Origin of the sequence: Plantibacter sp. ME-Dv--P-095 (genome assembly GCF_030209365.1) — a bacterium.
Lineage (GTDB): Bacteria > Actinomycetota > Actinomycetes > Actinomycetales > Microbacteriaceae > Plantibacter.
Genome location: NZ_JARVSB010000004.1, coordinates 324,300 through 336,047, shown reverse-complemented (window position 1 = coordinate 336,047; position 11,748 = coordinate 324,300). Strand labels below are relative to the sequence as shown.

Annotated in this window: 7 protein-coding genes; 3 read left to right on the top strand and 4 right to left on the bottom strand. The window is 69.9% G+C overall.

The window, feature by feature from the left end; translation table 11 throughout:
• Nucleotides 1-2,316, bottom strand: coding sequence for an NAD-dependent DNA ligase LigA (gene ligA / locus QRN26_RS06700; protein WP_285035970.1), 2,316 nt, complete (start codon nt 2,314-2,316; stop codon nt 1-3).
• 150 nt (nt 2,317-2,466) lie between these two features.
• On the opposite strand from ligA, the gene QRN26_RS06695 reads away from it, so the two are divergent.
• The gene (locus QRN26_RS06695) at nt 2,467-3,954 is read left to right on the top strand and encodes a sugar porter family MFS transporter (RefSeq protein ID WP_056778026.1); all 1,488 of its coding nucleotides are present in this window, start codon (nt 2,467-2,469) and stop codon (nt 3,952-3,954) included.
• A 60-nt stretch (nt 3,955-4,014) separates the two neighbouring features.
• On the opposite strand, the gene mnmA is transcribed toward QRN26_RS06695, so the two are convergent.
• Together mnmA and QRN26_RS06685 are read right to left on the bottom strand one after the other, a co-directional pair.
• Nucleotides 4,015-5,127, bottom strand: a complete 1,113-nt coding sequence (gene mnmA / locus QRN26_RS06690; protein ID WP_235526745.1) for a tRNA 2-thiouridine(34) synthase MnmA — start codon at nt 5,125-5,127, stop codon at nt 4,015-4,017.
• Nucleotides 5,128-5,186: 59 nt separating this feature from the next.
• Nucleotides 5,187-6,410, bottom strand: a complete 1,224-nt coding sequence (locus QRN26_RS06685; RefSeq protein ID WP_056778030.1) for a cysteine desulfurase family protein — start codon at nt 6,408-6,410, stop codon at nt 5,187-5,189.
• Nucleotides 6,411-6,477: 67 nt separating this feature from the next.
• Between QRN26_RS06685 and glgX the strand changes: the two genes are divergently transcribed.
• Both glgX and ybaK read left to right on the top strand, forming a co-directional pair.
• Nucleotides 6,478-8,520, top strand: a complete 2,043-nt coding sequence (gene glgX, locus QRN26_RS06680) for a glycogen debranching protein GlgX (protein WP_285035967.1) — start codon at nt 6,478-6,480, stop codon at nt 8,518-8,520.
• A gap of 2 nt (nt 8,521-8,522) precedes the next feature.
• A complete protein-coding gene (gene ybaK, locus QRN26_RS06675; protein ID WP_285035966.1) occupies nt 8,523-9,014 on the top strand; it encodes a Cys-tRNA(Pro) deacylase in 492 nt (163 codons plus the stop codon).
• Between the two features lie 8 nt (nt 9,015-9,022).
• On the opposite strand, the gene glgP is transcribed toward ybaK, so the two are convergent.
• Nucleotides 9,023-11,596, bottom strand: a complete 2,574-nt coding sequence (gene glgP / locus QRN26_RS06670; protein ID WP_285035964.1) for an alpha-glucan family phosphorylase — start codon at nt 11,594-11,596, stop codon at nt 9,023-9,025.
• Between the last annotated feature and the right edge of the window lie 152 nt (nt 11,597-11,748).

Genomic DNA, 11,748 nt, shown 5'->3' with positions numbered 1-11,748 from the left:
TCAGTCGTTCGCCGGAGCCTCGTCGGCCGGAGCCTCGTCGCCAGGCGCCTCGGGCTCGCCGAGGGCTGCCGGGCCCTCCGAGACCAGGATCGCGAACTGCTCCGCGTCGATGATCCGCAGACCGAGCGCCTCCGCCTTCGCGAGCTTCGACCCCGCGCCCGGGCCGGCGGCGACGAAGTCGGTCTTCTTCGAGACGCTCGACGCGGCCTTGCCTCCGGCCTGCACGATGGCCTCCAGCGCGCCCTCGCGGGTGAAACCGTCCAGGGAGCCGGTCGCGACGACGGTCACGCCCGAGAGGACACCGCCCGCAGCGACGGCGGCACCTGGGCCCGGGTGACCGGGCGTCGCCCACTGCACGCCGGCAGCCGTCCACTCCTCGACGATCTCGCGGTGCCAGTCGATCTCGAACCAGGCCATGAGGGCGTCGGCGATGATCCCGCCGACACCGTCGACCTCGGCCAGCTCCTCGCGGCTCGCAGCTCGGATGGCGTCGAGCGATCCGAAGTACTCCGCGAGCGACCTGGCCGCCACGGGACCGACGTGGCGGATGTTGAGGGCGACGAGCAACCGTGCGAGCGGGCGCGTCTTCGCGGCGTCGAGGTTGGCGAGCAGCTCGACCGCGTTCTTCGACGGCACCGAGGACTCGTCGCCGTCGAACTCGGACGCCTCCGGGTCGTGCACGCCGTCCTTCTTCGCCCGACGGCGGCGGAACGGCGTGACTCGCTTCTCCGAGCCGTCCTCGTTGAGCTTCGGCAGGCCGGTCTCGTTGTCGGGCACGACCACCGTCACCGGGAAGAGGTCGGCCATCGTCAGCGAGAAGAGCCCAGCCTCGGTGGTCAGCGGCGGCTCCGCGGGTTCCAGCGGCTGCGTGAGCGCCGCTGCGGCTACCTCACCGAGGGCTTCGACGTCGAGTGCTCCACGTGAACCGATGTGCTCCACCCGGCCTCGCACCTGAGCCGGGCAGCTCCGCGCGTTCGGGCAGCGCAGGTCGATGTCACCCTCCTTGGCAGGGGCGAGCGGGGTGCCGCATTCCGGGCAGTCGTCCGGCATGACGAACTCGCGCTCGGAACCGTCGCGGAGTTCGACCACGGGACCGAGGACCTCGGGGATGACGTCGCCGGCCTTGCGGAGGACGACGGTGTCGCCGATGAGCACCCCCTTCGCCTTTACGACGTCCTGGTTGTGCAACGTGGCCTGGCGCACTTCGCTGCCGGCGACCAGGACCTTCTCCATGACGGCGAAGGGCGTGGCCCGACCGGTGCGGCCGACGCTGACCACGATGTCGAGGAGCTTGGTGTTCACCTGCTCCGGGGGGTACTTGTAGGCGATGGCCCAGCGCGGAGCCCTGCTCGTCGCGCCGAGTTCCCCGTGGAGCGCGAGATCGTCGACCTTGACGACGACCCCGTCGATCTCGTGCTCGACGCTGTCGCGATGTGCTCCGAAGTACTCGATGAACTCGGCCGCCCCCGTCGCTTCGTCGTGGACCCGGTAGTGCGACGAGGTCGGCAGACCCCACCGGTGGAGGAGCTCGTAGACCTGCGACTGACGCGCGACCGGCGGGCGCTCCCAGGCGCCGATGCCGTGGACGAGCATCTGCAGCCGGCCGAGCCGGTCGTGCATGAGGGCGAGCTGCGCCGGGTTCTTGCTCTCCGCCTTCTGACGGAGCGATCCGCTCGCCGCGTTTCGGGGGTTCGCGAACACCCGTTCACCGGCGGCCGCCTGGTTGGCGTTGAGCTCCCGGAACGCCTCGACGGGGAAGAAGATCTCGCCGCGCACCTCCACGACCTCGGGGACCTCGACGTCCGTGTCGGCGGTGGTCAGCACGCTCGGGATGGAGCGGATGTACCGGACGTTCTCCGTGACGTCCTCACCGACGACGCCGTCGCCGCGGGTCGCCGCGCTCACCAGACGCCCTCGCTCATACCGCAGGTTGATGGCGAGGCCGTCGATCTTCAGCTCGCACAGGTACTGGACGGCACCGTCCGCGTCGCGCTCGACCTTCGCCGCCCAGGCGAGGAACTCCTCGGTCGAGAAGACGTTGTCGAGGCTCAGCATGCGTTCGAGGTGGGTGACCGGTGCGAACAGCGTCGTCTCCGCCCGGCCGCCGACCGTCTGCGTCGGGCTGTCCTGGCTCTGCAACTCGGGGAAGAGCCGCTCGAGCTCGTCGAGCCGCTTGATCATGGCGTCGTACTCCTGATCGGAGGCGAGCGACTCGTCCCGCTCGTAGTACGCGTCGCGCAGCTCGAGGATCCGAGAGGTGAGCTCCTCCGCCTCGGCCGATGCCTGCTGCAGGGTCTGTTCGTTGCTGTTCGCCACCTGGTCAGTCTATGAGCGGCCCCCGACACGCAGGAGCGCTTGACACACCGCACGTCCTCCCCGATCGGGGCAAGCGGGTCTGCGAGCCGCTGATCGAGGAGTAGGGTGTCGCAGTGCCGCAGGAACCATGCGCGCGGAATCGGAGGAACCATGTCCCAGTCCAGCAGGCCAGGAACGGGGGCGGCTCCTACCAGTAAGCAGCTCACCGCGCGCGTCATCGGTATCTCCGTCTCCGCCGCGGTCGGTGGCTTCCTCTTCGGCTTCGACTCCTCCGTGGTCAACGGCGCGGTCGACGCCATGCAGGACCACTTCCAGCTGAGCGAGGGGCTGATCGGCTTCGCCGTCGCCTCAGCCCTGCTGGGATGCGCGCTCGGCGCCTACCTCGCCGGCCGGATCGCGGACAGCCGCGGACGCATCTTCACGATGCTCCTCGGTGCCGGTCTCTTCTTCGTCTCCTCCTTCGGCGCCGGCTTCGCCTTCTCCCCCTGGGACCTGATCCTGTGGCGCGTCGTCGGCGGTCTCGGCATCGGCATCGCATCCGTCGTGGCTCCGGCCTACATCGCCGAGATCGCGCCGAGCGCCATCCGCGGACGCCTCGCCTCCCTGCAGCAGCTCGCCATCACCCTCGGCATCTTCGCTGCGCTCCTGTCCGACTCCGTCCTCGCGGGCGTCGCCGGCGGTGCGTCCAACCCGCTGTGGTTCGGCGTCGAAGCCTGGCGCTGGATGTTCATCGCCTGCGCCATCCCCGCCGTCGTCTACGGGCTCCTGGCCATGCGGCTCCCCGAGTCGCCACGCTTCCTCGTCCGCAAGGGCAAGGCCGACGAGGCCCGCCGCATCTTCGCGACGGTCTGGCCGCAGGAGGAGGTCGACCGCGCCGTCAAGCTCGCCGAGCAGGCGGTGAAGGACGACGAGCAGCAGAAGAAGGCCTCGCTCTGGGGCGGGAAGTTCGGTCTGCTCCCGATCGTGTGGATCGGTGTCATCCTCTCGATCTTCCAGCAGTTCGTCGGCATCAACGTCATCTTCTACTACTCGACGACCCTCTGGAAGGCGGTTGGATTCCAGGAGTCCGACTCGCTGCTCATCTCGGTCATCACCTCGGTGACGAACGTCGCCGTCACGATCGTGGCGATCCTGCTCGTCGACCGCATCGGTCGCCGGCCGATCCTCCTCGCCGGATCCATCGGGATGACGGTCTCGCTCGGGGCCATGGCGATCGCCTTCACCCAGTCGGTCACCGACAGCGCGGGCGAGGTGTCGCTGCCGCAGCCCTGGGGCACGATCGCACTGATCGCCGCCAACGTGTTCGTCGTCGCGTTCGGCGCCTCCTGGGGTCCACTCGTCTGGGTCCTCCTCGGCGAGATCTTCCCGAACCGCCTGCGTGCCAAGGCCCTCGGTGTGGCGGCGATGGCCCAGTGGATCGCCAACTTCCTCATCACCGTGAGCTTCCCGGGTCTCGCCGCGTTCTCGCTCCCGGTGACGTACGGCATGTACGCGTTCTTCGCCCTGCTCTCGTTCGTGTTCGTACTCGCGAAGATCCCGGAGACGAACGGGCTCACCCTCGAAGAGGCCGAGACGCTGTTCGTCAAGAAGCCGAAGAAGGCCAAGGCTTCGAAGTCGGGGACGACCGCCGGAGCCTGAGCATCGGACGCGGAACGCCCGGCGAGCATCGTTCGCCGGGCGTTCGGTCGTTCCGGGGTGTCAGGCGCCGACGCCGGCGGGTACAGCGCTGACGGTGCGGTCGATCGTGAACTGTCCCAAGACGCGCGTTCCGCTGTAGAGCACCGCGGTCTGTCCGGGCGCGACCCCGTCGAGCGGCGTCTCCGGGTGGACGACGAGTTCGCCGTCGACGAGGGCCAGCGCGGCCGGGACCGGGTCGGCGTGGGCACGGATCTGGACGTCGCACGGGATCGGGTCCACGCCGACGGCCGGAGCACGGCCCGCCCAGGTGTACCGGGAGCCGGCGATCTCGCCGATGGCGAGAGCCTCCTTCGGCCCCACCACGACGGTGTTGTCCTTGGGACGCACCTCGAGGACGAAGCGCGGACGACCGTCCGGGGCCGGTACGCCGAGGTGCAGCCCCTTGCGCTGTCCGACGGTGAACGCGTGCGCGCCCTCGTGCGAACCGACGACCGCGCCGTCGCGGTCGAGGACCTGGCCGGTCTCGGTGCCGACCCGCTCCCCCAACCAGCCCTTCGTGTCGCCGTCGGGGATGAAGCAGATGTCGTGGCTGTCGGGCTTGTTCGCGACGGTGAAGCCGCGCTCCGCGGCCTCGGCACGTACCTCGGCCTTCGACGGCGTCGCACCGAGCGGGAACATCGAGTGCGCGAGCTGCTCGGCGGTGAGCACGCCCAGGACGTACGACTGGTCCTTCGCCCAGGCGCTCGCGCGGTGCAGCTCGCGATCGCCCTCGGGGCTCGTGACGATCGTGGCGTAGTGGCCGGTCACGACCGCGTCGAACCCGAGGTCGAGCGCCTTCTCCAGCAGTGCGGCGAACTTGATCTTCTCGTTGCAGCGCATGCATGGGTTCGGCGTGCGGCCCGCACGATACTCCGCGATGAAGTCGTCGACGACGTCGAGCTTGAAGCGCTCGGAGAAGTCCCAGACGTAGTACGGGATGCCGATGAGGTTCGCCGCCCGCTGGGCGTCCATCGAATCCTCGATGGTGCAGCACCCCCGGCTGCCGGTCCGGAGCGTGCCCGGCATCCGGCTGAGGGCCAGGTGGACCCCGACCACCTCATGGCCCGCATCGACGGCGCGTGCCGCTGCCACGGCGGAATCGACCCCACCACTCATCGCTGCCAGAACCTTCACCGGGCAAGTCTACGCGCCAGTCGCCGGACAGCCACCCGCAAGTGATCGGGCGCGTGGGCTCAGGGCCGCGCGCCGAGCGCCGTGTCGCGATCCGCGGAGCCGGCCCGGCTCGCCTGTGCATAGGCCGAGGGAAGCGCCTGCAGGAAGCGGTCGACGTCGTCCTCGGTCGTCGTCCTGCCGAGCGTGATCCGCAGAGCTGCGCGGGCGTCCGACTCCGAGCGCCCCATGGCGAGCAGGACGTGGGACGGTTCGGGGACACCGGCCTGACACGCAGAGCCCGTGGACACCGCGACCCCAGCGAGGTCGAGGAGGAACAGCATGGAGTCGCCCTGGGTCCCCGGGAGGACGAGGTGCACGTTCGAGGCCAGTCGTTCCACGGGGTCGCCGGTGAGCTCAGCCTCGGGCACCGCGGAACGGACGCCCGCGATGAGCCGGTCCCGGAGCGCCTGCAACCGCTGCTGCTCGGCAACCCGTTCCCGCTCCGTCGCCTCGGCGGCGACGGCGAACCCGATCGCGGCTGCGACGTCCTGGGTACCGGAGCGGAGGCCACGCTGCTGGCCGCCACCGTGCTGCAAGGGCTCCACGACCGCCGCCCGGCTGACCACCAAAGCGCCGACGCCCACCGGTCCGCCGATCTTGTGCGCGGACACGCTGATGGCCACGAGACCGCCGGCCCCGGTCGAACCGGACGCGGCACGCAGGCCGGCCAAGTCGATCGGCAGATGTCCGTATGCCGACACGGCGTCCAGGTGGAACGGCACGCCCGCTGCTGCGGCGAGCGCCGCGAGTCGTGCGGCGGGCTGGATGGTGCCGACCTCGTTGTTCGCCCAGAGGGCCGTGGCGACGGCGATGTCGTCGCCGTGTTCCGCGTAGAGCTCCTCGGTGCGTTCGAGCGAGACGGCTCCGAGGTGGTCGAGCGGGGCCCACAACGGCGTCGCGGCCTCGTGGCGTTCGAGCCATTCGACGGTGTCCAGGGTGGCGTGGTGCTCGCCGGCGGGTGCGAGGACCGCGGTGCGGCGACGGTCCCGTTGGCGGTGCCAGTAGAGCCCCTTCAACGCGAGGTTGATGGACTCGGTACCGCCCGAGGTGAAGACGAGTTCGATCGGATCGCAGCCGAGGGTCTGCGCGATCCGCTCCCGAGCCTCCTCGAGGAGCCGGCGAGCCTGTTGCCCGGGTCCGTGGATCGACGCTGGGTTCCCGACGGTGGCCATGGCGGCCGCGTAGGCGTCGATGACCTCGGGACGCACGGGGGTCGTGGCGGCGTGGTCCAGGTACACCACCATGCCGCCCCTCCTCTCGTCGCCGCGTCCGCGGATCTCGGCGACTGCTGCACTCACTACTGTAGAACCCATGAACGCTGGTGACCCCCTCCACGATCTCGGCGTCCGCCTCGGCCCGTCCGGTGGTGAGCTCCGTGTGTGGTCGGAGCATGCAGATGCACTCGAACTCGTGATCTTCGACGACAAGGATCTGAACTGGATCACCCAGTCGGTCGAGATGACCCGCGACGAGGGTGCGGTGTGGAGCGCCCGGTCCGAGGAGCTCGTGCACGGTCGACGCTACGCCGTCCGTGCATCTGGGCCGTCGACGCCGAACAACGCCTTCGACCCGCACCTGCTGCTCCTCGATCCGTATGCCCGCGGTCTCGCGCGGGTGTCCGCCGAGCAGTGGCGCTCCGTCGTCGTCGACGACGCGTTCGACTGGGGTGGTGTGCAGAAACCGCGTATCCCGCTCGACCGCACCGTGGTGTACGAGGCGCACGTCAAGGGGCTCAGTAAGTTGCACCCCGACGTCCCCGAGGAGCTGCGCGGAACCTACGCTGGTCTCGCCCATCCCGCGATGATCGCGCACCTGCACGAGCTGGGCGTGACGAGCGTGGAACTCCTGCCGGTGCACGCGTACACCTCGGAGCAGCGCCTCATCAAGCAGGGCCTCGTCAACTACTGGGGCTACAACACCCTCAACTTCTTCAGCCCACACGCCGCGTACGCCACGAAGGCCGCCCAGGCGGGTGGCGCCGACGCGGTGCTCCGTGAGTTCAAGGGCATGGTCAAACTGCTCCACGAGGCGGGGCTCGAGGTCATCCTCGACGTCGTCTACAACCACACCGCCGAGGAGGGGCCGGGCGGCCCACGCACGAGCCTCCGCGGGATCGACAACGCGAGCTACTACCGCCAGGATGCCACCGGCGCGTACATCGACGTGACCGGGTGCGGCAACACCGTCGACTTCGGCCACCCGGTCCCCCAACGCCTGGTGCTCGACTCCCTGCGCTACTGGGCGGACGAGGTGCAGATCGACGGGTTCCGCTTCGACCTCGCCGCGACGCTCGGTCGGAACGAGGCGGTCGAGTTCACCCCGGACCACCCGCTGCTCGGGGCGATCATCAGCGATCCGGCACTCGTCGACGCGAAGATGATCGCCGAACCCTGGGACGTCGGGATGGGCGGTTGGCAGACCGGCAACTTCCCGAGCGGTTGGCATGAGTGGAACGACCGGTACCGCGACCGCGTGCGCAACTTCTGGCTCTCCGACATCGACTACGCCAGACGCGCCGACGCCCCCGTGGGTATCGGCGGCTTCGCGACACGATTGGCCGGATCGAGCAACACCTTCTCGGCCGAGCGCGGGCCGCTCGCGTCGGTCAACTTCATCACGGCCCACGACGGCTTCACGCTCGCCGACCTCGTGTCGTACGACGTGAAGCACAACGTCGGCAACGGCGAGTCGAACCGGGACGGGACGGACAACAACCGGTCGTTCAACCACGGCGCCGAAGGTCCGACAGACGACGAGGCGATCCTCGCGGGCCGCCGGAAGGCGATGCGCAACCTGCTCGGGACGCTCCTGCTGTCGGCCGGCATCCCGATGATCACCGCGGGTGACGAGTTCGGACGCAGCCAGCGCGGCAACAACAACGCCTACTGTCACGATTCGGAACTGACCTGGGTCGGGTGGACGCGGGAACCCTGGCAGGATCAGCTCCTCGCGCACAGCCGCAGGCTCCTCGAGCTGCGGCGCGAGCATCCCGCGCTCCGCCCCGAGCACTTCGCGACCGCCGGCACGACGGTGCCAGGCGCGAGCGCCATGGACTGGTTCGACGCCACCGGCGGGACGATGAGTACGGACGACTGGACGAGCCCCCGGAACCGCACCCTGCAGTTCTTCTCGACGAGCACGCCGGAGTCCGAGGCGCTCGACCGCGTCCTGCTCATCGTGCACGGGGTCGAGCAACCGGTCGACGTCACGTTGCCGGAACACGACGGGGTGACCGCCTACCGACGCATCTGGAACTCCGCGGACGACGTCCCGGTGGCCGGCGAGGACGAGTTCTCCCCCGGACGCACGGTCTCGGTCGCCGCCACGTCCATGCAGCTGTTCCAGGCCGTCTGACGGTGGCGCGACGGAAGGCCGAGGGCGCGAGCACGCCGGCGACGCTGGCGTTGATCGAGCTCGGGATCGCCTTCACCCCGCGGCCGTACCAGCACGACCCGTCGACGACCGCGTTCGGGCTCGAAGCCGCCGCAGCCCTCGGCGTGGACCCGTCCCGCGTCTTCAAGACCCTGATGACCGAGGTCGACGGGTCGCTCGTCGTGGCCGTCGTCCCGGTCTCCGGGCAGCTCGACCTGAAGGCACTCGCCACGGCGGTCGGCGGGAAACGCGCACGTCTGGCCGATCCGGCTGTCGCGGAACGCAAGACCGGCTACGTGGTCGGTGGCATCAGCCCGATCGGGCAGCGGGCATCGCTACCGACCGTCCTCGACGCGAGCGCGACGGACCACGAGACGGTGTTCGTGTCAGGTGGACGGCGGGGCTTCGACCTCGAACTCGCCCCGGAGGGGCTGCGCACGGCGGTCTCCGCCCTCCTGGCCCGGATCGCGCGCTGACCCCGCCCCTACTGGTCCGCCAGGGCGACCAGTCCGAGCTCCGCCGGCGTGAGCAGCAACTCGTGCTTCGGAACGATGCGGACCGTGTACCCGAAGCCACCCGCGCGATCGAGTGGCAGGGTGCCCGCGTATTCGAGGGTGTGCTCCGGTCGGCTCGTGGACGGAGTCTGCTGCTGATCGAGCGGCTGCGAACGGACGTCGAGCAACTCGCCCGTGGCTCCGGGGACCCCGGAGACCACCTCGACGGTCACATCGTCCGGTGACAGCGAGCCGAGCTGGACGTACGCTCGCAATCGCAGCACGTCGCCGACCTGCGGCACCTCGTCGACACCGCCGCTCTCGACGTGGGCGACGGCCAACTGCGGCCAGGCGTCCCGCACGCGTCGTTTGTAGGCCGCCAGATCGCGGGCGCCGAGCTGATCGGACGCGGACAGCGCACGTTCCATCGCCGCCGCCGGAAGGTACATCCGCTCGGTGTACTCGCGCACCATCCGGTCGGCGCTCAGCGGCTCCGACAGCGTGGAGATCGTGTGCCGCACCATCTGCAACCAGCGCCACGGCGGTGCACCGTGCTCGCGGTCGTAGTACCGGGGCGCGAGCTGGTGTTCGATGACGTCGTAGAGCGACGCCGCCTCGAGGGCGTCGCGCTCGTCGTCGTCCGGCGTGCCGTCGGCGGACGGGATCGCCCACCCGTTCTCCCCGTCCGCGTACTCGTTCCACCAGCCGTCGAGGATCGACAGGTTGAGCGCTCCGTTGAGCGCGGCCTTCATGCCCGACGTCCCGCAGGCCTCGAGTGGCCGGAGTGGGTTGTTCAACCACACGTCGCACCCCGGGTAGAGGGTCTTGGCCATCCCGATGCCGTAATCCGGCAGGAAGACGATGCGTGCGCGCAGGAGCGGGTCCTGGGCGAACTGCACGAGTCGTTGGATGAGGCGCTTCCCCTCGTCGTCCGCCGGATGTGCCTTCCCGGCGACGACGATCTGGATCGGTCGATCCGGGTGCAGGAGCAGCGAGCGCAGTCGGTCGGGGTCGCGCATCATGAGGGTGAGGCGCTTGTACCCCGGCACCCGCCGGGCGAACCCGATGGTCAGGACCTCCGGGTCGAGGAGTTCGTCGATCCAGGACGGCACGACGGCGAGCGGATTCTGCGCACGGTATCCGTCGGCGATCCGACGGCGCACGTCGGCGACCAGCCGCTCGCGCATCCCCCGCTTGAGCGCCCAGAGCTCGTCATCGGAGACCGACGGACCGGCCCAGTCGGCGCGGCCCGGCTCGATCCCTCCCCACCGTTCGTCGGCGAACCCGATGAGAGCCGGGTCCGTCCAGCTCGGGGCGTGCACGCCGTTCGTGATCGAGGTGATGGGCACGTCAGAGACGTCGAATCCCGGCCAGAGGCCTCGGAACATCGCACGGCTGACCTCCCCGTGGAGTCGGCTCACGCCGTTCGCGCGCTGCGCCAGACGGAGTCCCATGATCGCCAGGTTGAACACCTCCGGCGAACCGCCGTTCGCGGTCTCGTCGCCGAGCGCGAGGACGTCCGGTGCGGCCACGCCGGGGAGCAGGTCGCCCGAGAAGTACCGCTCGATCACGTCGTTCTCGAAGCGGTCGATGCCGGCGGGCACCGGCGTGTGGGTGGTGAACACCGTGCCGCCGCGAACGAGCTGCAGCGCCTCGTCGAAGGAGAGGCCGTTCCCGACCAGGTCGCTGATCCGTTCCAGACCGAGGAACCCGGCATGGCCTTCGTTCGAGTGGTACACCTGCGGGAGCGGGTGGTCCGTCAACTCGCTCCACTGTTTGATCGCCCGGACGCCGCCGATGCCGAGCAGGAGCTCCTGGTGGAGTCGATGCTCGCCGCCGCCGCCGTAGAGCCGGTCGGTGACCGCACGCAACTCCGCGACGTTCTCGGGGATGTCAGTGTCGAGCAACAGGAGTGGGACACGGCCGACCTCGGCGATCCAGACGCGCGCGGACAGGCTGCGGTCCTCGGGCAGAGCGAGCGTGACGGTGACCGGCGTCCCGTCCGGTTCCCGGAGGACTGTCAGTGGGAGCCCGTCGGGGTCCTGCACCGGATAGGACTCCTGCTGCCATCCGTCGTTCGTGATCGACTGGGCGAAGTACCCCGAGCGGTACAGGAGACCGACACCGACGAGGGGCACCCCGAGGTCCGACGCGCTCTTCAGGTGGTCTCCGGCGAGGATCCCGAGCCCGCCCGAGTACTGCGGGAGCGCGGCGGCGACGCCGAACTCGGGAGAGAAGTAGGCGATCGTCTGCGGCTTCGGGTCGGGAAGCCCCTGGTACCAGCGCGGCTCCTCGAGATACCGGCGGAGGTCGGCATGGAGCGCTTCGGCGCGACCGACGAAGTCGGCATTCGCCGCGAGCTCGGCCAACCGTTCGGGGGTGACGAGGCCGAGGCCCGTGATCGGGTCGTGCCCGGACTCCCGCCAGACGTCCGGGGCGATCTCGTCGAAGAGGCGCTGCGTCGGCTCGTGCCAGGACCAGCGGAGATTGGCCGCGAGGGCGGTCAGCGAGGTCAGGGACTCCGGGATGAGTGCGCGGACGGTAAACCTGCGGATAGCCTTCACGCGCTCACTCTATGGCACCCCCACCGGCCGTCCGACCGGCCCCCGGCCCGGCCGCCGCGACGGCGCCACACCGGACGCCTTAGCATGACGCGCGACACCCCGCGCGGCCCTTCATCGGCCCACGTTTCGCGGTACGGTCGGACGAGTGGCAC

Bases quoted from the DNA above. Each gene is read 5' to 3' on its own strand.
- QRN26_RS06695 (WP_056778026.1), top strand. From the start codon at position 2,467: ATGTCCCAGTCCAGCAGGCCAGGAACGGGGGCGGCTCCTACCAGTAAG.
- QRN26_RS06685 (WP_056778030.1), bottom strand. From the start codon at position 6,410: ATGGTGGTGTACCTGGACCACGCCGCCACGACCCCCGTGCGTCCCGAG.
- glgX (WP_285035967.1), top strand. From the start codon at position 6,478: ATGAACGCTGGTGACCCCCTCCACGATCTCGGCGTCCGCCTCGGCCCG.